General features: G+C 67.9%; 20 protein-coding genes. 12 read left to right on the plus strand and 8 right to left on the minus strand.

Annotated features, from left to right (window positions below; genetic code table 11):
- Nucleotides 1-51 precede the first annotated feature (51 nt).
- Complete coding sequence (locus A5780_RS36260; RefSeq protein ID WP_062995279.1) at nucleotides 52-1,125, plus strand: sugar phosphate nucleotidyltransferase; 1,074 nt, start codon at nucleotides 52-54, stop codon at nucleotides 1,123-1,125.
- A gap of 126 nt (nucleotides 1,126-1,251) precedes the next feature.
- Here the strand turns inward: A5780_RS36260 and A5780_RS36265 are convergent, their stop codons facing one another.
- Nucleotides 1,252-1,689: a DUF4267 domain-containing protein gene (locus A5780_RS36265; RefSeq protein ID WP_064911283.1), complete on the minus strand. Its 438-nt coding sequence runs from the start codon at nucleotides 1,687-1,689 to the stop codon at nucleotides 1,252-1,254.
- Between the two features lie 88 nt (nucleotides 1,690-1,777).
- Between A5780_RS36265 and A5780_RS36270 the strand changes: the two genes are divergently transcribed.
- Nucleotides 1,778-2,350 carry a TetR/AcrR family transcriptional regulator gene (locus tag A5780_RS36270; RefSeq protein ID WP_063019578.1) on the plus strand — a complete coding sequence of 191 codons (573 nt, stop codon included), beginning with the start codon at nucleotides 1,778-1,780 and terminating at the stop codon, nucleotides 2,348-2,350.
- A 74-nt stretch (nucleotides 2,351-2,424) separates the two neighbouring features.
- On the plus strand, nucleotides 2,425-3,876 hold the full coding sequence (locus A5780_RS36275; RefSeq protein WP_064911312.1) for an NAD(P)/FAD-dependent oxidoreductase: 1,452 nt from the start codon (nucleotides 2,425-2,427) through the stop codon (nucleotides 3,874-3,876).
- An 11-nt stretch (nucleotides 3,877-3,887) separates the two neighbouring features.
- On the opposite strand, the gene A5780_RS36280 is transcribed toward A5780_RS36275, so the two are convergent.
- From A5780_RS36280 to A5780_RS36300, 5 genes are all read right to left on the minus strand, one after another.
- Entirely contained in the window at nucleotides 3,888-4,808 is a 921-nt protein-coding gene (locus A5780_RS36280) for a cation diffusion facilitator family transporter (protein ID WP_030515000.1), read from the minus strand.
- Between the two features lie 83 nt (nucleotides 4,809-4,891).
- Nucleotides 4,892-6,127 carry a mannose-6-phosphate isomerase, class I gene (gene manA, locus A5780_RS36285; RefSeq protein WP_063019576.1) on the minus strand — a complete coding sequence of 412 codons (1,236 nt, stop codon included), beginning with the start codon at nucleotides 6,125-6,127 and terminating at the stop codon, nucleotides 4,892-4,894.
- On the minus strand, nucleotides 6,127-7,326 hold the full coding sequence (locus A5780_RS36290) for a hypothetical protein (RefSeq protein WP_064901697.1): 1,200 nt from the start codon (nucleotides 7,324-7,326) through the stop codon (nucleotides 6,127-6,129). Before A5780_RS36290 ends, manA begins: the two co-directional genes overlap by 1 nt.
- Before the next feature lie 92 nt (nucleotides 7,327-7,418).
- A complete protein-coding gene (locus A5780_RS36295) occupies nucleotides 7,419-8,801 on the minus strand; it encodes a phosphomannomutase/phosphoglucomutase (protein WP_064911313.1) in 1,383 nt (460 codons plus the stop codon).
- Between the two features lie 75 nt (nucleotides 8,802-8,876).
- A complete protein-coding gene (locus A5780_RS36300; RefSeq protein ID WP_030515004.1) occupies nucleotides 8,877-9,266 on the minus strand; it encodes a DUF3499 domain-containing protein in 390 nt (129 codons plus the stop codon).
- 150 nt (nucleotides 9,267-9,416) lie between these two features.
- Here A5780_RS36300 and A5780_RS36305 point away from each other — a divergent pair, with 150 nt between their 5' ends.
- Entirely contained in the window at nucleotides 9,417-9,893 is a 477-nt protein-coding gene (locus A5780_RS36305) for a metallopeptidase family protein (protein ID WP_195022669.1), read from the plus strand.
- Nucleotides 9,894-10,202: 309 nt separating this feature from the next.
- Here A5780_RS36305 and A5780_RS36310 read toward each other — a convergent pair whose 3' ends face one another.
- Nucleotides 10,203-10,436, minus strand: a complete 234-nt coding sequence (locus A5780_RS36310) for a WhiB family transcriptional regulator (protein ID WP_030515006.1) — start codon at nucleotides 10,434-10,436, stop codon at nucleotides 10,203-10,205.
- A 447-nt stretch (nucleotides 10,437-10,883) separates the two neighbouring features.
- On the opposite strand from A5780_RS36310, the gene cofD reads away from it, so the two are divergent.
- The 8 genes from cofD (at nucleotide 10,884) to A5780_RS36350 (ending at nucleotide 18,000) form a co-directional block, all read left to right on the plus strand.
- Nucleotides 10,884-12,032, plus strand: a complete 1,149-nt coding sequence (cofD, locus tag A5780_RS36315; protein WP_231983207.1) for a 2-phospho-L-lactate transferase — start codon at nucleotides 10,884-10,886, stop codon at nucleotides 12,030-12,032.
- Nucleotides 12,029-13,387, plus strand: a complete 1,359-nt coding sequence (locus A5780_RS36320; protein ID WP_063018899.1) for a coenzyme F420-0:L-glutamate ligase — start codon at nucleotides 12,029-12,031, stop codon at nucleotides 13,385-13,387. The genes cofD and A5780_RS36320 overlap by 4 nt, the downstream gene beginning before the upstream one ends.
- Nucleotides 13,384-13,902 carry an NUDIX hydrolase gene (locus A5780_RS36325; protein WP_030515009.1) on the plus strand — a complete coding sequence of 173 codons (519 nt, stop codon included), beginning with the start codon at nucleotides 13,384-13,386 and terminating at the stop codon, nucleotides 13,900-13,902. Before A5780_RS36320 ends, A5780_RS36325 begins: the two co-directional genes overlap by 4 nt.
- A gap of 182 nt (nucleotides 13,903-14,084) precedes the next feature.
- On the plus strand, nucleotides 14,085-15,311 hold the full coding sequence (locus A5780_RS36330; protein ID WP_063018897.1) for an alkane 1-monooxygenase: 1,227 nt from the start codon (nucleotides 14,085-14,087) through the stop codon (nucleotides 15,309-15,311).
- Nucleotides 15,312-15,378: 67 nt separating this feature from the next.
- Nucleotides 15,379-15,543 (plus strand): rubredoxin, encoded by a 165-nt coding sequence (locus A5780_RS36335; protein WP_030515011.1) that lies wholly within the window; start codon nucleotides 15,379-15,381, stop codon nucleotides 15,541-15,543.
- Between the two features lie 138 nt (nucleotides 15,544-15,681).
- On the plus strand, nucleotides 15,682-15,867 hold the full coding sequence (locus A5780_RS36340) for a rubredoxin (RefSeq protein ID WP_030515012.1): 186 nt from the start codon (nucleotides 15,682-15,684) through the stop codon (nucleotides 15,865-15,867).
- Nucleotides 15,868-15,909: 42 nt separating this feature from the next.
- Entirely contained in the window at nucleotides 15,910-16,539 is a 630-nt protein-coding gene (locus A5780_RS36345) for a TetR/AcrR family transcriptional regulator (RefSeq protein ID WP_051755834.1), read from the plus strand.
- Nucleotides 16,540-16,896: 357 nt separating this feature from the next.
- On the plus strand, nucleotides 16,897-18,000 hold the full coding sequence (locus tag A5780_RS36350) for an alkane 1-monooxygenase (protein WP_051755795.1): 1,104 nt from the start codon (nucleotides 16,897-16,899) through the stop codon (nucleotides 17,998-18,000).
- 22 nt (nucleotides 18,001-18,022) lie between these two features.
- On the opposite strand, the gene A5780_RS36355 is transcribed toward A5780_RS36350, so the two are convergent.
- A complete protein-coding gene (locus A5780_RS36355) occupies nucleotides 18,023-19,381 on the minus strand; it encodes a cation:dicarboxylate symporter family transporter (RefSeq protein ID WP_064911284.1) in 1,359 nt (452 codons plus the stop codon).
- Between the last annotated feature and the right edge of the window lie 145 nt (nucleotides 19,382-19,526).

The raw sequence follows: 19,526 nt of genomic DNA on the forward strand, positions 1-19,526 counted from the left end.
CGAACCTGAACAGGGGAAGACTGATGCCGGACAATTCGGGAGGGAGCGGGCGTGGATACCGCAACTGACGCCGTGATCCTGGTCGGTGGCCAGGGCACCCGGCTGCGCCCGCTGACGCTGTCGGCGCCGAAACCGATGCTGCCGGTCGCCGGTCTACCGTTCCTGCATCACCTGCTGGCCCGGATCGCCGATGCCGGCATCACTCATGTGGTGCTGGGCACATCGTTCAAGGCCGAGGTCTTCGAGGAGCATTTCGGCGACGGAGCCGAGCTCGGCCTCGACCTCGAATACGTCACCGAGACCGAGCCGCTCGGAACCGGCGGCGGCATCCGCAACGTGCTGCCGAAGCTGCGCGCCGACAACGTGATGGTCTTCAACGGTGACGTCCTCGGCGGCGCCGATCTGGGGGCCGTGCTCGATACGCACGCCTCGACCCGTGCCGATGTGACCCTGCATCTGGTCCGGGTCGGTGATCCGCGCGCGTTCGGTTGCGTACCCACCGACGAGACCGGCCGGGTCACCGCGTTCCTGGAGAAGACCCAGGATCCGCCGACCGACCAGATCAACGCCGGTTGCTACGTCTTCCGCCGCGAGTACATCGAGAAGATCCCGAGTGGCCGTCCGGTATCGGTCGAGCGCGAGGTGTTCCCGTCGCTGCTGGCCGAGGGTGCCCACATTCAGGGCCACGTCGATGCCTCGTATTGGCGCGACATGGGTACGCCCGAGGATTTCGTGCGCGGGTCCGCCGATCTGGTGCGCGGCATCGCGCCTTCTCCGGCGCTGCCGGGGCAGCGCGGCGAATCACTGGTTCATCCCGGTGCCGGCGTCGCCCCGGGTGCGCTGCTGATCGGCGGCACGGTCGTGGGCCGCGGCGCCGAGGTCGGCGCCGGTGCGCGGCTGGACGGTGCGGTGCTGTTCGACGGTGCCCGGGTCGAGGCCGGCGCCACCGTGGAGCGCTCGATCATCGGATTCGGCGCGCGCATCGGTCCGCGAGCGCTGGTCCGCGACGCCGTGATCGGTGACGGCGCCAGCGTCGGGGCCCGCTGTGAGCTGCTGCGCGGCGCCCGCATCTGGCCGGGCGTGGATCTGCCCGACGGCGGGATCCGCTTCTCCACCGACGTCTAGTTCCGGTCGCCGCTCCAGGGCTGTGCATCGGCCGTGCTGTGTATCGGCCCGTGCTGTGAATCGACGAGGCCGCCCGTGCACTGGCACGGGCGGCCTGTGTCGTTGTAGCGGCCGAGAACTCCTCAACTATTGCGAGACAGCGGTGACCGGCACCGCTGCGACGGTGTCGCGGGACGACTCCGCCGAACGCTCGCGCACGAGGAGCAGGCCGGTGGCCGCGACCAAAGCTGCGGTCAGACCGTGCACGCTCAGCGCGGTGGTCACCGAACCGTGGTTGTTCAGCACGGTCAGCATGTCGCCGACCGGGGTCACCGCGACGGCGAGCATCGCGATACCGAGGGCGAAACGCTGCCGCGTCAGCAGCAGCGCCAGCAGCACCACGCCGGAGCTGATATCGCGGACTCCCTTCAGTGTCATGAAGGCCGACGACTCACCCTGCGGCCAGGCCGGAAGCCCGAAACCGGGTGCCATGGAATTCGGTGCGAGGACGTAGCCGAGGCCGATGTACAGGATGAAGGCGACGCCGATCAGGACGAGGGCGGTGGCGATGCGAGTACGCGTCATTGTCTTGCTCCAAAATCTAGCGTTGCTAACCGATGTGTCGATCGTAAGTGGTGATCGCTAACTTGTCTAGCGTTGCTAGAATTTCGGTATGACGGTTCAGGAACGCAAGGAACGCGAACGTGCCCAGCGCCGGCAGGCGATCATCGACAGTGCACGTGAACTGGCCGAATCCGACGGCTGGGATGCGGTGACCGTGCGCCGGCTCGCCGAACGTATCGAATACAGCCAGCCCGTGCTCTACAGCCATTTCTCGGGAAAGCGAGCGATCGTCTCGGCTGTCGCCGAGGAGGGGATCGCCCTGCTCAGAGATGTCCTGCGGGCCGCGCGCGAACAGGCCGACGGCCCCGACGCCGCGATGGAGGCGGTCGCCCGGGCCTATCTGCACTTCGCCGCCGACAACCCCGCCCTCTACGACGCCATGTTCGTTCAGGACACCGAACTGCCCTTCGGTCCCGACGCCCCGCAGACATTGCGCGACTGCTTCGAGGAACTCGAGCGACTCTTCCGCCCGCGCGTCCCCGACGACGAATCCGGGGCCTACACCGAAGTGTTCTGGAGCGCACTGCACGGGATGGCGGCATTGGACCGAAGCGGTCGCCTGCGCCCCGACCTGTGGGAACAACGCATGCATGTCCTCATGCGCTGGGGCACTCGCAGTTGACGTGCCATCTGCCGTAGCCGGTCGGTGCGCCGGGATGCCGTGGAGCCCTTGGTTTTCGCCCTAAGGTGGTGATCATGGCGGATGCGGTGGTGGTCGGCTCCGGACCCAACGGTCTGGCCGCGGCGGTGCTGCTGGCCCGCGCGGGGCTCGAGGTGGAGGTATTCGAAGCCGCGGATCATGCCGGTGGCGGCTGCCGTACCGCCGAGCTCACCCTGCCCGGCTATCACCACGACGCGTGCGCGGGCGCGCATCCGATGGCGCTGGCATCCCCGTTCTTCCGCGCCTTCGATCTCGGCGCGCACGGCGTCGAACTGGCGATTCCCGAGATCTCCTACGGACATCCGCTCGACGGCGGGGTGGCCGCGGCGGCCTGGCGGGATCTGGATCGGACGGTCGAGGGTCTGGGCCGCGACGGGGCGACATGGCGGCGCCTGTTCGCCCCGCTGGTGCGACAGTGGGAGGCGGTGGTGGAGCTGGGGATGTCGGACCTGCGTCATATCCCTCGTGATCCGCTGTCCGCCGTGCGCTTCGGGCGCCGGCTGCTCGAGCAGGCATCGCCGATGTGGGACCTGCGTTTTCGCGAGGAGCGCGCAGCGGCACTGTTCACCGGGGTGAGTGCGCACGCCATCATGCCGCCGCGGCAGTTCGCGGCGGCCGGGGTGGCGCTGCTGCTGGGCACCCTCGGCCATGTGGGTGGCTGGCCCATTCCACGCGGCGGCTCACAGGCCATCGTCGATGCGCTGATCGCGGATCTGGAGCGGCACGGCGGACGCGTCCACACCGGGCACCGCGTCGATTCCCTGGACGAATTCGCCGGTGTGCGAACGGTTCTGCTCGATACCGCGCCGACGGAACTGCTGCGGATCGCGCGGGTTCCCACGGCATATCGAAACCGGCTGCAGCGCTATCGATTCGGCGGCGCGGCCTGCAAGGTGGATTTCGCGCTCTCGGGTCCGGTGCCGTGGCAGGCGCCGGAGCCGGCGGCCGCGGGCACCGTGCACGTCGTCGGCACGCGAGCCGAGGCGACGGCCGTCGAACGTCTCGTCGCGTCGGGACGCCATGCCGAGCGGCCCTACGTCCTGGTGATTCAACCGGGCGTGGTCGATTCGTCGCGGGCGCCCGGCGACAACCACACGCTCTACGCCTATGCCCATGTACCCCACGGATCCGGCCGCGACGTGAGTCCCGAAGTCGTCGCGCAACTCGAACGCTTCGCCCCCGGCTTCCGTGACCTGATTCAGGCCACCTGTGTGCGCCCGGCCGCACTCATGCCCGCGTACAACGCCAACTACGTCGGCGGCGATATCGCGGCCGGCGCGATGACGCCGGCGCAGACGATCTTCCGCCCGACGCCGCGCTGGAACCCTTATGCCACACCGCTTCCCGGTGTGTACCTGTGCTCCGCGGCGACCCCGCCGGGGCCCGGAGTGCACGGCATGTGCGGCATGCACGCCGCGACTCGTGCGCTGCGCGAACGGTTCGGCATCCGCCTCGACCCGGCCGTCCTGCTCGGCGCGACGACCTGAACCGGAAGGACCTACACCGGCTGGGTGCGGTACAGATCGGGTTCGATGTACATGACCCGGGCGGCGGGGACGGCGGCCCGCACCCGGGCTTCGGCGTCGTCGATCGCGGTCGCGATATCGGCGATCTCGAGTCCGGGCACGATCGACACCTTCGCCGCGACGAGCATCTCCTCCGGGCCGAGGTATTCGGTGCGCAGGTGGATGACCCGGTCGATGCGCTCGCCGTCGACCAGATTCGCGCGGATCGCCGCGTCCTGCGCGGGCGTCGCGCCCTCACCGATCAGCAGGCTCTTCATCTCCACGATCAGCACGACCGCGATGACACCGAGCAGCACGCCGATGCCGAGGGTGCCGATACCGTCCCAGATCGCATTGTCGGTCACCACGGTCAGCACCACGGCGACCAGCGCGATCAGCAGGCCGATCAGCGCACCGGTGTCCTCGAGCAGCACCACCGGGAGTTCCGGGCTGCGCGAATTGCGGATGAACCGCCACCAGCTCGCCCCCTCGCGCAACGGCGAGGACTCCCGCATCGCGGTCATGAAGCTGTAGCCCTCCAGCGCGGCCGCGATACCCAGGATCACGATCGCCACCGCGGGAGAGGTCAGTTCCTCCGGATGCTGGATCTTGTGCACACCCTCGTAGATGGCGTACATCGAGCCGAGCGAGAACAGCACCAGCGCCACGACGAACGAGTAGAAGTAGCGGTTGCGCCCGTAGCCGAACGGATGCAAATCGTCGGCCTCCTGCTCGGCACGTTTCTGCCCGAGCAGCAGCAGTCCCTGATTACCGGTGTCGGCCACCGAGTGCACGGCCTCGGCCAGCATCGAGCCGGAACCGGTGATCGCGGCGCCGACGAATTTCGCCACCGCGATACCGGCATTCGCGCTCAACGCCGCGAAGATCGCCTTCTTTCCGCCACCAGCAGACATGGTGCAGCCCCGGTCCTTCCGTCCCCGGCGCTCGCCGGTAGATGTCCGATTTGTTCGATCAATCTACTAAAGCGGCCGCGCGCTCACTCGCCCACACACGCGCAGAACAGTTGCGCCGGGCCGCCCAGCGCCCGTGCCTGGATATCGGTATCGGTCGCCGAGATCCACGCCGCGCTTCCGGCCGCGATCGGCAATTCGCTCCCGGCCTGCGACAGCAGGACGGTCCCGGCCGTCACCAGCATGATGCCCGGTCCGACGCGCGGGATGTCGACCGCCGCGGCATCCTCGGCCAGTTCGAAGCGGCGCAGCGCGAATTCCGGTGCGGGCGTGGGATACCGGAACGAGTGCGCATCGACCGGTTCGGGTTCGATGATCGGCGCCCGCAGCGGTTCGAAATCCAGCACGCGCAGCAGTTCGGGCACATCGACATGCTTGGGAGTGAGCCCCCCGCGCAGCACATTGTCCGAATTGGCCATGATTTCGACGCCGATGCCGCGCAGGTAGGCGTGCAGACTGCCGGCGGCCAGGAACAGGCCCTGTCCGGGTTCGAGGGTCAATCGGTTCAGCAGCAGGGCGGCCAGGACCCCGGCATCACCCGGATACGCCTCGGCCAGTTCCAGCGTGGTGCGCGCCTCGGCCGCGAATTCCTTGGCCAGTCCGGGGGGTTCGAGTGGGTCGACCTGTTTGAGATAGCGCACACATCCGTCGAGGACCTTGGGCAGCAGTGTGGCCAGCATGGCCTGCGGCAGGGTGATCCAGGTGGTGAACAGCGTGCGCAGGCCGCCCGAGTCCGGCTGGGCGGCAAGCAGTTCGGTGTACTGCACCAGTTCCGGCACGGCCAGCGAGTTCAGCAGGTCGACGGTGCGCAGCGGATCGCGGAAGCCGGCCAGCGCCTCGAAACGGTCGAGTGCCACCACCAGTTCGGGTTTGTGGGAGTCGTCGCGGTAGTTGCGCATCGGGGAATCCAGCGGCACCCGCGTGTGATTCTCCCGTTCGAATCCGTAGCGGGCCTGATCTGCGCTGGGATGTGCCTGCAGTGAGAGCGGTTCCTCGGCGGCCAGGATCTTCAGCAGGAACGGCAGGCGCCCGCCGAATGCCGCCGCGACCGTACCCAACTCCCGGTTCGGCTCGGCCTCGAGCAGTTCCAGCAGCGAGCGGCCGGCGCCGTCGGCGAGGACCTTCGCCGGGTCGGCGGGGTGGGCGCCGAACCACAATTCGGCTTCGGGATGAGGGGAGGGAACCTCCCGACCGCACAGCTGAGCGAGGGCGGTGCGAGATCCCCAGGCATAGGAACGCAACGCACCAACGAGTTCGTGCACTAGTAGTGGCCCCCGTCGTAGTGGGCGGGACGGCTCGTGGCTGGGGGGCCGCCGAGCAGACGCAGATACGCGGCGGCCATTTCCAGCCGCAGTACCAGCACCGCCAGTTGTTCGAGCTCGCTGCCGCGCCCGGCCGCCGGCGCCTGGGGTTCGCTCGCCCCGGCTTCGCGCGGCACACTCGCCTCGGTTCGCATCAGTTCGATGTCGACGTTGACCAGATCGGCGTCGACGATGCCCGCGCCCGCGCCGAAGACGGCCAGCCGGCGCCGGGCCGCGACCTGGTCGCCGTCGGCGCTCACCACGAACACCCGGGCCCGATCGACCGGCGCCGGCCCGTCCAGCTGCTCGTCGTGGAACAGCGGGTCGTAACCGGGTGCGGTCGCCTCGGCGGATTCGATCAGCCGGGCGTTCGCGGCCACGGCCTCGGTGAGGTCGACGGCGGCCGCGATCTGTCCCGCGGTCTGCAACAGCACCTCGGCGCCGTGCTCGGCCACGACCGCTGCGGCGGGGGAATCACCGGTCAGCACCAGCCGCCGTTCCCGCATCCGCGCGGCGAGGGTTTTGGCGGGATTGTGGAAGACCTCGTGATGCGGTCCGTCGCGCAGGGCCTCGGCGTCGAGCGCGTCGGCGAGTTCGTCGAGGTTCGGCACCAGCGGTCCGATATGCGTCGGATCGATCGCCTGCAGCACCGCGATCCCGACGGCGACGAAGCGCAGAATCCGGTTGTGGTCCAGCACCCGGACCCGCGGCGGCAGCATGGCCGCGCGTCCGGCGGCCGCGGCCCGCATCGGGCCTTCGTCGGGCGCGGCGACCACGACTTCGGCGCCGCGCCGCAGCGCGCGGTCGACGGCGCCGGTCAGTCGCGGATCGGCCGAGTCGTCGCCGGCCACGACCACCACATCCAGCGAACCGACCCACTGCGGAATCGTGGTGGCGCTGATGATGGGCAGGCCCGCGCGGTCGCCGAACGCGGCCTGCAGCAGAGTGGCCGCCCGGGCCGCGCGTCCGGTGCCGGAGACCAGCACCAGACTTCGCGGCCGCAGCCCGTCGAGCCGGATGAGCGCGTTTTCGGCGACGGCGGCCGCTGTGGCACGCACCTGGGCGCCCCCCGAGGCGGCCGAACGCAAAATTCCCCCGGAATCAGCGGCCTCCAACGAGGCGACGTCATCGAGGTCGAGTACGGGTGTCCCTGCGATCATCGGGCGTTGCCACCTCCCCTCAATCGGGTCACCACGCCGGGGGATGTCGTTGTCCCCGGGCGAATCCAAGCCCTGTGATTCCACTATTCCAGTCAGCCGCGCACGATGCTCAGAATCTCGGTTACGAGTGCGTCTACTTCCTCCCGCGAACGGGCCTCGACGTTGAGTCGCAACAGCGGCTCGGTGTTGGATGCGCGCAGATTGAACCACGCTTGTCCGGGCAGCCGCACGGTCACGCCGTCGAGCCGGTCCACCGATTGCGCGCGCCCTTCGAATGCGGTGACCACCGCCAGGGTTCGGTCCTGCGCATCCGCCACTGTGGAGTTGATCTCCCCGGAGGCCGCGTACGTCGCATACGAGGACGCGAGCTCCGACATCGGCCGGTCCTTCTCACCCAGGGCAGCCAGCACGTGCAGAGCGGCCAGCATACCGGAGTCGGCACCCCAGAAGTCGCGGAAGTAGTAGTGCGCGGAGTGCTCGCCGCCGAAGATCGCGCCGGTCGAGGCCATCTGCTGCTTGATGAAGGAATGGCCGACGCGGGTGCGGACCGGCGTGCCGCCGAGTTCGGTGACCAGTTCGGGTACGGCCTGTGAGGTGATCAGATTGTGAATGATCGTGGCGCCCGGCTCTTTCGCCAGTTCGCGCTCCGCGACCAGCGCGGTGATCGCGGAGGGGGAGACCGGTTCGCCGCGCTCGTCGACGACGAAGCAGCGGTCGGCGTCACCGTCGAACGCCAGGCCGATGTCGGCGCCGGTCTCGCGGACGTACTTCTGCAGGTCGACCAGGTTCTTCGGATCCAGCGGGTTCGCCTCGTGATTGGGGAACGATCCGTCGAGTTCGAAGTAGAGCGGGGCGATGGTCAGTTGCGGCACCGCGCCCAGCACGGCCGGGACCGTGTAGCCGCCCATGCCGTTGCCCGCGTCCACGGCGATCTTCAGCGGCCGGATCGCGCCGAGATCGACCAGGCCGCGCAGGAATTCGGCGTAGGCCTCGAGCAAATTCTGCTCGGTGGCGGTGCCGCGGGTGCCCGGCCCGGCGGGTACGCCGTCGACGAGTTCCTCGGCGATGGTCGCGAGCCCGGTCTCCTGGCCGACCGGCAGCGCGTTGGCCCGGCACAACTTGATGCCGTTGTAGCGGGCGGGGTTGTGACTGGCAGTGAACATCGCCCCGGGGGACTGCAGATGGCCGGAGGCGAAGTAGAGCTCGTCGGTGGAGGCGAGCCCGATGTGGACCACGTCGAGCCCCTGATCGAGGACGCCGTCGGCGAAGGCGGCGGCCAGTTCCGGGGAGGAGTCGCGCATATCGTGACCGATGACGATGCGCGTGGCGGGGGTGGCGTCGGTGCGCATCAGCCGGGCGAAGGCCGCGCCCACGTCGCGGACGAATTCCGCGTCGATCTGCTCTCCGACAACCCCGCGAACGTCGTATGCCTTGACAACTGCGTGAACGGACTCGGCAGACCGGGCGACTGTCATGACCAACACCCTAATAGGGCCGCGGGCCCGGCCGGGCTTCAGGCCGGTCGCGCGTGTGGCGCGTGCGGTGCGGGCTCAGTTCGGGGGATCGGGCAGCACCCGGAGATGGCCGCGGCGGCCGGTGCGGCCGGGCCGCTGGGGTCGCGCCGGCGGCGGGGAGTAATCGCTGTAACCGCGCTGTTCGGGTTCCGGCGCGCGCCGGCGCATACCGGCTTCGCGGACGGCCTCGGCCAGTGCGGTCAGGTCGTCGTCGTCCGGTGTGCTGGAGGAGAATCCACCTTCGTGCCGGACCAGTTCCCAGCCCTTGGGGGCGGTGATGCGGGAGCCGTGGGTTTCGCACAGATCCCAGGAGTGCGGTTCGGCGACGGTGGCGAGGGGGCCGACGACTGCGGTGGAGTCCGAGTAGACATACGTGAGCGTCGCGACGGCCGGATTCTTGCAGCCTGGGCGGCAGCAACGACGCATGGGAATCACATCCAGCAGACTAACCCCCCACGCCGTGTGTCGCAGACAGACACGCGGGCCGGTGCCCGGCCGGTTCGGGGCGCGCGGGGGCTCCGGCTCCGGGGAGAGCACGTGGCCGCGCCCTCGGCGCGGTGACTACTGTCGCAAGGTATGACCCGATCGAAGAGGCGGCCGGTGACGACCCGTTCGGTGGTTCGCCGCGGGCGCGGTGTGCGCGGACCGATGCTGCCGCCGTCGGCGCCCGCGCGCCGCACCCGTGGCCAGCAGTTCGACCGGCTGGTATTGGAGGCGTTCGCCCCTCTGGACGCCCGCTGGCACGATCGCCTGACCAAACTCGACATCGCGGTCGACGACGTCCCCAAGATCCGCCCGCTGCACCCGGATTCGGTCACCTGGCCCGACGAGGTGGTCGCCGACGGCCCGGTCCCGCTTTCCCGCCTGGTTCCGGCCGGAGTGGACCGCCACAACGTAGCCACCCGAGCCCGAGTGGTCCTGTTCCGCAAACCCCTCGAACTCCGTGCCCACGACCCGGAAGACCTCCTGGACCTACTCCGCGAAGTCCTGGTCCAGCAGATAGCCACCTATCTGGGCGTCGATCCGGAGATCATCGACCCGACAGGGGAGTAGGCGCGCAAGAGCTGTCGGTCACCGCGCTCGCCGATGAGAACGAACGCCGGGCGACCATGGACGAACGGTGGGCAACCGAGAACCAGTGCCACGCGGCCATGAAGATGAACGAGTGCCGGGCGACTCACTTCCCGTCGCCCGCCCCGCTCCGCCGAAGCGAAGCGAGGCGAACAGGGAAACCGGACAACAGATTTCGCGAGCACATGGGTAACTCACCGGGCACGCCCAGAACTCGACCAGGCCCACGACCGCCGGCCCGAAGCGAACCTCACCCGGCTCTCACGGCACGCCAAATATCCGGAGAGGCGGCTACGAGATGCCGCGCTTGAGGCGGCGGCGTTCGCGTTCGGACAGGCCGCCCCAGATTCCGAACCGCTCATCGTGCGCGAGTGCGTACTCCAGGCACTCGTCGCGGACCTCGCAGCCCATGCAGATCCGTTTGGCTTCCCTTGTGGAGCCGCCTTTTTCGGGGAAGAAGGCTTCCGGATCGGTTTGGGCGCACAGCGCCCGTTCCTGCCACTGTTCTTCGATGGTGTCGAACATCGCATCGAAGTCGGTGACGATGAGACTCAGCTGCGGTGGTTCGGGTTTGCGCTGGGCGCGCGCCCACTGCCCTCCCTGCGGAGTTCTGTTGAGCGATCCCGATTCGTTGTTCACCGTGCTGCCCCCCTCTCGTTCGTCGTTCCGGCTGTCAGCGCAGTCGCTTGGTGCTGCGCATGCTGTGGAATCGGTTTGCGATACACCGCCCGGAATGCCCGACGGGGCCAGCTCCTCGGCCATCGCTCCGCCTCCTCACTGTGTGTTAGCGCAGAATGATTTTTCCGTCGGACCGGACGTGCCCACCGACGGTCCCACACCGCGACGTAGTCCCGCGGACATCCCCGAGCTTGTCGTTCCGATGCGAACATGCGTTCGAAACGCGGTCTGCGCCAAAGGCTCTCGCGCGGACCCGGAATGACATGTCTGTGATTAGACACGCCGGACGCGCCGATGGTCAAGCTGCCGACACAATTCCGTTACTATCCGAGGCCGCCTTCGGCGCGGTTCGGTAACCCCGAAGTAGCAAATGACCAGCAAATACGCACTCGAACACCCGCTTCCGGGCACCGCATAGGCTGTGCGGATGTGACTGGAGAACAAGCGGACATCGCGGCCGAGATCGAGCGGATTGATCGTAAACCGCGCATTGCGGTGTTGGTCGGTGGAGTCGGCGGCGCGCGCTTCTTACAAGGTGTGCGGGAACTGCTGCCGGACGCGGATGTAACGGCGCTGGTGAACGTCGGCGACGACGTCTGGATGCACGGTTTACGCATCTGTCCCGACCTGGACACCTGCATGTACACGCTGGGTGGGGGTATCGATACCGAGCGCGGCTGGGGTCGCGTCGGGGAAACCTGGCATGCCAAGGAGGAACTGGCGAAATACCACGCGCAACCGGATTGGTTCGGACTCGGAGATCGCGATATCGCGACGCATCTGGTGCGCAGTGAAATGCTGCGCGCGGGATACCCGCTCTCGGCGGTTACCGAAGCGCTGTGCAATCGCTGGCAGCCCGGTGTGAAACTTCTCCCGGCGACCGACGATCGCTGCGAAACCCATGTTGTGATCAGTGACCCCGACAACCCTGGCGAACGCCGCGCGATTCATTTCCAGGAGTGGTGGGTGCGGTACCGAGCAAACGTCGAGACCCATGGATTCGTCACAATCGGGGCGGATCAAGCCAAACCGGCCCCCGGTGTGACGGAAATCATAGAGGCTGCTGATGTGGTGCTGCTGGCACCCTCGAACCCCGTGGTGAGCATCGGTGCGATCCTCGCCGTGCCGGGTATCCGGGGCGCCCTCCGGACCACCTCCGCCAAAGTCGTCGGTTTATCGCCCGTGATCGGGGGAAAACCCTTGCGCGGCATGGCCGATGAATGCCTCGAGGTGATCGGCGTGGAAACCTCGGCCGAGGCCATCGGACGGCACTTCGGCGCCCGGTCCGACACCGGCATCCTCGACGGCTGGCTGATCCACTCGAGCGACGAGGCCGACGTGCCGGGTGTGGAGGTGCGCAGCGTGCCGCTGCTGATGACCGACCCGGCCGCCACCGCCGCCATGGTGCGGGCAGCGCTCGATCTCGCGGGAGTGCCGGCATGAGCGATCAGGGGCGAAACACCGATCACGCGCCCGGCGGGGAGATCCGGATCATCCCGGTGCCGGGGCTGCCGGAATTCCGGCCGGGCGACGATGTCGCGGAACATATTGCGGCCCAAGCTCCTTGGCTCGCCGACGGTGATGTGCTGGTGGTGACCAGCAAGATCGTCGCCAAGGCCGAGGGGCGCATCGTCGAGGCGCCGCGGGATCCGGACGAGCGCGACGCGGTGCGACGGAAACTGGTCGATGCCGAGGCGGTGCGGGTGCTGGCGCGCAAGGGCCGCACCCTCATCACCGAGAATCACATCGGCATCGTGCAGGCCGCTTCCGGCGTGGACGGCTCGAATGTGGAACAGGGCGAATTGGTCCTGCTGCCAACCGATCCCGACGCCAGCGCGAAGGCGTTGCGGGCGGAATTGGCCCAGCGCCTCGGCGTCGACGTCGCGGTGGTGATCACCGACACCATGGGTCGCGCCTGGCGCATCGGGCAGACCGATGCCGCGATCGGCGCCGCCGGCCTGCGCGTCGTGCACGACTACGCCGGCGCGGTCGACGGGCAGGGTAACGAGTTGCAGGTCACCCAGGTGGCGGTGGCCGACGAACTCGCTGCCGCAGCGGATCTCGCGAAGGGCAAGCTGGGCGGGGTGCCGGTCGCGGTCGTGCGCGGGCTGACTCCGCACGACGACGGATCCACCGCCAAGGATCTGCTGCGCGGCGGCGAGGAGGATCTGTTCTGGCTCGGCACCGCCGAGGCGATCGAGCGTGGCCACCGGGAAGCGCTGCTGCTGCGCCGCTCGGTGCGGACCTTCGCCGATACCCCGGTCGATCCCGAGGTGATCCGGGCCGCGGTCGGCGACGCGCTCACCGCGCCGGCGCCGCATCACACCCGGCCGGTTCGCTTCGTCTGGGTGCGGCAGCCGGAGCTGCGCGCGCGACTGCTGAATTCGATGGCGGCGCAATGGCGCACAGATCTCGGTGGCGACGGTCTCGATCCCGAGCGGGTGGAACGCCGGGTCGCGCGCGGCCGGATCCTGTTCGACGCCCCCGAGGTGATCATCCCGTTCTGTGTCCCCGACGGCGCGCACGACTATCCGGACGAGCGTCGCCGTGCCGCCGAATCGACCATGTTCACCGTCGCGGTGGGCGCGGCTGTGCAGGGACTGCTGGTCGGGCTGGCCACGCGGGGCGTCGGCAGCTGCTGGATCGGCTCGACCATCTTCGCGCCCGAGGTGACGCGTGAGGTGCTGGGGCTGGCGCCGGACTGGAATCCGTTGGGCGCCATAGCCATCGGCTATCCCGAGGAGGAGCTTTCGCCGCGCCCGCCGCGCGAGGCGGGAACGGGTCTGGTCGAGTTGTGAGTACCGAGTCGCTGCACGCCTCGGCCACCGAGCTGCTCGAAAACTGGAAGCCCGCAACGCATCCGGAACAGTCGGTACGCGAGGCGATGCTGGCGTTCCTGGGGTCGGCGCCGCGCGGGTGTCTGCGCGAACACGCACCCGGCCACATCACCGCGTCGGCGGTGGTGTTCTCCCACGACGAGCGCGAGGTGCTGTTGACGCTGCACCCGCGGGTCGGCCGGTGGATCCAGCTGGGCGGTCACTGCGAGCCGGGGGACGAGACCGTCGTCGACGCCGCGTTGCGGGAGGCGACCGAGGAGTCCGGGATCGCCGGGCTGGAGGTCGAACCCGGCCTGTACGGCGCGCAGGCCCATCCGATCACCTGCTCGCTGGGGGTGCCGACCCGCCATCTGGATCTGCTGTTCAAGATCCGCGCTCCGCGCGGCGCGGTGCCCGTGCGCAGTGCGGAGTCGACGGATCTGCGGTGGTGGCCGGTCGACGCGCTGCCCGCCGATTCGGATGTGCTGTTGCGCTGATCCGGCTTTCACCGGCGGGACGGGTCGCCGAGCGGAATCCGTCCCGCCCGCCGTCGCGCGGTCACAACGCGTTTACAAATCGGCAAGAATGTATAGACACCCGACAGGCATCGGCATATTGTCCACGGTAATGGTTACCCACATCACAGTAGATGTGGCAGCTGTATCGAATGGAGACGACGATGTCGACCGAAGCCGGAACCACCGACGGCCTGCTCGACTCGGGATGGCGTGACCGCAAACGCTATATGTGGTTGTGGGGGTTGTTCGCCCCGACCGGACTGTTCATCATCGGACTACCGCTGATCTGGGGGCTCAACGAACTGGGCTGGCATACCCTCGCGAAGGTGCCGTTCTGGCTCGGTCCGATCCTGATCTATCTGGTCATTCCCGCCGCCGACCTGTTCTTCGGGGCCGACGGTGAGAATCCGCCGGACGAGGTCATGGAGTATCTGGAGAACGACCGGTACTACCGCTACCTCACCTATATCTACCTGCCGTTCCAGTACGCGTCGCTGGTCATGGCGTGCTACCTGATCACCGCGGACAACCTGAGCTGGCTCGGCATCGACGGCGGGCTCACCGTCGTGGACAAGATCGGCCTGGCCCTGACGGTCGGAATGGTCGGCGGCATCGGGATCAACACCGCTCACGAACTCGGGCACAAGAAGGTGCATCTGGAACGCTGGCTGTCGCGCATCGCGCTGGCCCAGACGTTCTACGGCCACTTCTACATCGAGCACAATCGCGGGCATCATGTGCGGGTGGCCACGCCGGAGGACCCCGCGAGTTCCCGTGTGGGCGAGACGTTCTGGGCGTTCTGGCCGCGCACGGTCTGGGGCAGTCTGCGCTCCGCGTGGGGCCTCGAGCGGACCCGGCTGGAACGGCTCGGGAAGCGGCCGTGGAGTTTGCACAACGATGTGCTCAGCGCGTGGGCGATGTCGCTGGTGCTCTACGCGGCGCTGGTGGCCGGCTTCGGCATCGAGGTCCTGCCGTATCTGGTGCTGCAGGCGGTGGTCGGCTTCAGCCTGCTGGAGGCGGTCAATTATCTGGAGCACTACGGTCTGCTGCGGCAGCGCACGGCCCGCGGCCGGTACGAGCGGCCGACACCGCGGCACAGCTGGAACAGCGACCACCTCGTCACCAACATCTTCCTGTACCACCTGCAGCGGCACAGCGATCACCACGCCTACCCGACCCGCCGTTACCAGACCCTGCGCAGTTGGGACGGCGCGCCGAATCTGCCGAGCGGTTACGCCAGCATGATCCTGCTCGCCTACTTCCCGCCGCTGTGGCGGCGCGTGATGGACAAGCGCGTTCTGGCTCACTACGACGGCGATCTCACGCTGGCGAATGTTCAGCCGAGCAAGCGGGACAAGGTCCTCGCGCGTTACCAGGAGGCACGATGAGCGACAATCGCGCAGCGGCTCGTCGTGCCGACCGGGTGCGGGTGTCCCGCACGACACAGGAGGGATGATGGGGGCTTTTCGTTGCCCTGTCTGCGATTACGTGTACGACGAGGCGAAAGGCGCTCCGCGGGAAGGGTTTCCGGCGGGCACGCCGTGGGAGTCGGTGCCGGACGACTGGTGCTGCCCGGACTGCGGGGTGCGGGAGAAGATCGATTTCGAGGAGGCAGGGTGAGTGACAATCGCGGAGCGGCTCGCCGTGCCGACCGGGTGCGGGTGTCCCGCAAATTACAGGAGGCAGGGTGAGTGACGATCGCGGAGCGGCTCGCCCTGCCGACCGGGTGCGGGTGTCCCGCAAATTACAGGAGGCAGGGTGAGTCGGCCCTATCGGATTTTTCAGTGCATCCAGTGCGGCTTCGAATACGACGAGGAGCAGGGCTGGCCGGACGAGGGCATTGCGCCGGGAACGCGCTGGGAGGACATTCCGGACGACTGGACATGTCCGGACTGCGGCGCGGCCAAGGCCGACTTCTTCATGGTCGAGATCGAACGTTCGTGAGTCGTTTTGACTGCGGAATCGACCCGTGACACCGTCGCGGGTATGCCGCGTAACGGATCCCGGGTCCCGTATCAGGAGGCGGCGCGCACCCTGCTGCGCACGTCGGTCCTCGATGCGATGCGGGAACTGCTGATCGAGCGGGACTGGGCCAAGATCACGCTCGGCGACGTCGCGACGCGGGCGGGGGTGAGCCGCCAGACCCTGTACAACGAATTCGGCTCCCGGACGGGGCTGGCGCAGGCGTATGCGCTGCGGCTGGCCGACCAGCTGGTCGACCATGTCGGAACGGCCATCGAGGACAACGTGGGGGATGCGCGGGCGGCGTTCCGCGAAGGCCTGGCAAATTTCATCCTCGACAGTGCGGCCGATCCGCTGGTGCAGTCACTGGTGGTCGGTGAGGCCAAGCTGGATCTGCTGCGGTTGATCACCCTCGACGCCGGGCCGCTCATCGAACATGCCGCCCGCCGTTTGGGCGCGGCATTCGAAAACAGCTGGGTGGGGGCGTCGCCGGCGGAGGCGGATGTGCTCGCGCACGCCCTGGTGCGCATCGCCATCAGCTACATCCCGACCCCCGCCGCACTGCACCGCGACGCGCCGGAGGAGCTGAGCAGGTTGCTGTCGCCGTATGTGGAGGCGATTCTCGCCGCGCGGGACCGGACCGGCGGCCGGTAGCCCGAAATCGCCCTGTGACGGATAACGATTCGTCTCCGGGCCGGTTGGGGTGCCGGCCGACAACCGGGCGTGCGCTCGCCGGCCGGATCGAGTGGACTGGATGGGTGCTGACCTGGGCGCTCGCTGCGGAAACGATGGTTGCTGATGCGATGCGGCGCAGCTGGTTCCGGCCCCCGCTGTCTGTGACTTCGGGTCCGCCTGTGTAACGGTTACCACTTTGCGGGTTTGAACCGGGCGTAACGGCCCCGGAGCAGCTACATATTTACCTGGCAGGAGTCCAGGTTCATTCAAGTGGGGCAATAAGTGCAAACGGTCGGCAAACGCTCGGGTTCGGCTGATCCCAAGAAGCATCTGTGGATGTTGGGATTGATCGCTCCGGGCTGCGCATTGCTCCCTTCCCAGCTGGTCGCCCGGACCGGCATCGAAGCGTTCTGGTGGATCGGGCCGATCATCGTGCTGATCGTGATACCGCTGCTGGACTGGTTCGTCGGCGAGGACGGCACGAACCCGCGCGACGAGGATTACGAGCGGCTCTCCCACGACCGCTACTACCGATGGTGCACCTATCTGTTCCTGCCCATCCAGCTGGCCGGACTGGTGATCGCGGCCTACATGTGGTCGGGTGACGAACTCGACGTGGTGGACAAGCTGGGGCTGGCGGCGACGCTCGGTTTCGTCAGCGGTATCGGCATCAACGCCGCGCACGAGCTGGGGCATCGGGTGGAACGGCTGGAGCGGTGGCTGGCCAAGCTCGCACTGGCGCAGTCCGGATACGGGCATTTCTTCGTCGAACACAACAAGGGGCACCACGCGCGGGTGGCCACCCCGGACGATCCGGCCAGTGCCCGGATGGGCGAATCGCTGTGGATGTTCCTGCCGCGCAGCATCTTCGGCGGACTGCGCTCGGCGATCCGGCTGGAACGCGAAAGGCTGCATCGCAAGGGCCTCGGCTGGTGGAACGTGCGCAACAACATCCTGCAGGCGTGGTCGATGACGGTGGTGCTCTACGGTGCGCTGCTGGCGGTGTTCGGTTTCGCCATGCTCCCGTATCTGCTGCTGCAGGCCGTGATCGGATTCGGGCTGCTGGAAACCGTGAACTACGTCGAGCACTACGGGTTGTTGCGCCGTCGCCTGCCCGGTGGGCGCTGGGCGCGCTGCTCGCCGGCCGACAGCTGGAACTCCGATCGGCTGGTCACCAACATCTTCCTGTTCCATCTGCAGCGCCACAGCGACCACCACGCGAATCCGGGCCGTCGCTATCAGACCCTGCGCAGCACCCAGGAGGCTCCGCAACTTCCGGCGGGTTACGCGACGATGATCCTGCTGGCCACCGTTCCGCCGCTGTGGCGGCGGGTGATGGATCCGAGGGTCGCCGCCCACTACGCGGGCGATCTCGGCAGAGCCAATATCGCGCCGCGCAAGCGGGAGCGCACCCTGGCCGTCTACCGGCTCGCCGGATAGCGGGTTCGGGCAGGACCGGGTTTCAGGCGGGGACGAGCTCGGTCCGTTCCGGGGGAGTCGCGGGTGCTTCGGCGGGTTCGTCGTCGACCATGGTCGTCTCGTCGAAGGGGAGTTCGCGGTCGAGCACGGCGCGCACGCGCACATCGTCGATGGTCTTGGTCCAGGTTCCCACCAGGACGGTGGCGACGGCGTTGCCGGAGAAGTTGGTGACGGCGCGGGCCTCGGACATGAACCGGTCGATGCCGACGATCAGGCCCACACCGTCGATCAGATCCGGGCGATGGCTCTGCAATCCGCCGGCCAGGGTGGCCAGGCCCGCGCCGGTAACCCCGGCCGCGCCCTTGGAGGCGACGATCATGAACACCAGCAGGCCGATCTGCTGCCCCAGCGTCAGTGGCTTACCCATCGCGTCGGCGATGAACAGCGAGGACATCGTCAGGTAGATCGCGGTGCCGTCCAGGTTGAACGAATATCCGGTCGGCACCACGATGCCCACCGTCGAGCGTTCGACCCCCAGATGTTCCATCTTCGCGATCAACCGCGGCAACGCGGACTCCGAGGACGAGGTGGAGAAGATCAGGAGATATTCGCGGGCCAGGTAGCGAACCAGCTTGAAGATCGATACGCCCGAACTCACCCGCAGCAGCACGCCCAGTACGCCGAAGACGAAGACCAGGCAGGTCAGATAGAACGCGAGCATCAGTGCCGCAAGCTGTTTCACCGCATCCAGTCCGGTCGCCGCCACCACGTTCGCGATCGCGCCGAAGGCACCGAGCGGTGCCAGCCACAGGATCATGGTCAGGATCTTGAACACCAGCTTCTGTGCCAGCCCCACCGCGCGCAGGATCGGTTCGCCCTGCTTGCCCATCGCCTGCACGGCGAAGCCGACCAGCAGCGCCACGAACAGGGTCTGCAGCACGCTGCCGGCGGTCAGCGACGAGAGCAGCGAGGTCGGAATGATGCTCTCCAGGAAGTGCCAGGTGCCACCGCTGCCCTCGGCCTGTTTCACGTAGCCGGCGGCAGCGCCGATGTGTTCGTGCACGTTCAGGCCGCTGCCCGGCTGCAGCAGGTTGCCGACGACGAGACCGATCGTCAGCGCCACCGTCGACATGATCAGGAAGTAGCCGATCGACAGGCCGCCGATCTTGCCGACCCGTGCGGCCGCCCGCACCGACCCGATACCCAGCACGATCGTGCAGAAGATGACCGGGGAGATCATCATCTTGATCAGGTTGACGAACATGGTGCCCAGCTCGCCCACGGATTTTCCGAATGCGGGCGCCAGCCAGCCGACGAGTACGCCGGCCACGACCGCCACGATGACGGCGAGATAGAGCCAATGGGTACGGTCGCGACGGTGCGTCCGTGTCGAGTCGCTCATGAGATGTGCCTCCGGTGCTGCCCGATCTGTCCCTCGGGTTCGTACTGTGATGATGGGGGTGACCGTGACCTCGGTCACCATTACGTACGTTTCGTTCACGGGAGGACCGTTGCGGGCGAGAGGCCGGACCGCCGGACGTGGACGG

The organism is Nocardia sp. 852002-20019_SCH5090214, assembly GCF_001665865.1.
GTDB lineage: Bacteria > Actinomycetota > Actinomycetes > Mycobacteriales > Mycobacteriaceae > Nocardia > Nocardia nova.

Excerpts from the sequence above, each read along its gene's own strand:
- A5780_RS36335 (WP_030515011.1), top strand. The coding sequence starts at position 15,379 with ATGGGGGCTTTTCGTTGCCCTGTCTGCGATTACGTGTACGACGAGGCG.
- A5780_RS36320 (WP_063018899.1), top strand. The coding sequence starts at position 12,029 with ATGAGCGATCAGGGGCGAAACACCGATCACGCGCCCGGCGGGGAGATC.
- cofD (WP_231983207.1), top strand. The coding sequence starts at position 10,884 with ATGGTCAAGCTGCCGACACAATTCCGTTACTATCCGAGGCCGCCTTCG.
- A5780_RS36310 (WP_030515006.1), bottom strand. The coding sequence starts at position 10,436 with ATGTTCGACACCATCGAAGAACAGTGGCAGGAACGGGCGCTGTGCGCC.
- A5780_RS36345 (WP_051755834.1), top strand. The coding sequence starts at position 15,910 with ATGCCGCGTAACGGATCCCGGGTCCCGTATCAGGAGGCGGCGCGCACC.
- A5780_RS36265 (WP_064911283.1), bottom strand. The coding sequence starts at position 1,689 with ATGACGCGTACTCGCATCGCCACCGCCCTCGTCCTGATCGGCGTCGCC.
- A5780_RS36300 (WP_030515004.1), bottom strand. The coding sequence starts at position 9,266 with ATGCGTCGTTGCTGCCGCCCAGGCTGCAAGAATCCGGCCGTCGCGACG.
- A5780_RS36280 (WP_030515000.1), bottom strand. The coding sequence starts at position 4,808 with ATGTCTGCTGGTGGCGGAAAGAAGGCGATCTTCGCGGCGTTGAGCGCG.
- A5780_RS36355 (WP_064911284.1), bottom strand. The coding sequence starts at position 19,381 with ATGAGCGACTCGACACGGACGCACCGTCGCGACCGTACCCATTGGCTC.
- A5780_RS36330 (WP_063018897.1), top strand. The coding sequence starts at position 14,085 with ATGTCGACCGAAGCCGGAACCACCGACGGCCTGCTCGACTCGGGATGG.
- A5780_RS36270 (WP_063019578.1), top strand. The coding sequence starts at position 1,778 with ATGACGGTTCAGGAACGCAAGGAACGCGAACGTGCCCAGCGCCGGCAG.
- A5780_RS36275 (WP_064911312.1), top strand. The coding sequence starts at position 2,425 with ATGGCGGATGCGGTGGTGGTCGGCTCCGGACCCAACGGTCTGGCCGCG.
- A5780_RS36305 (WP_195022669.1), top strand. The coding sequence starts at position 9,417 with ATGACCCGATCGAAGAGGCGGCCGGTGACGACCCGTTCGGTGGTTCGC.
- A5780_RS36295 (WP_064911313.1), bottom strand. The coding sequence starts at position 8,801 with ATGACAGTCGCCCGGTCTGCCGAGTCCGTTCACGCAGTTGTCAAGGCA.
- A5780_RS36290 (WP_064901697.1), bottom strand. The coding sequence starts at position 7,326 with ATGATCGCAGGGACACCCGTACTCGACCTCGATGACGTCGCCTCGTTG.
- A5780_RS36350 (WP_051755795.1), top strand. The coding sequence starts at position 16,897 with ATGTTGGGATTGATCGCTCCGGGCTGCGCATTGCTCCCTTCCCAGCTG.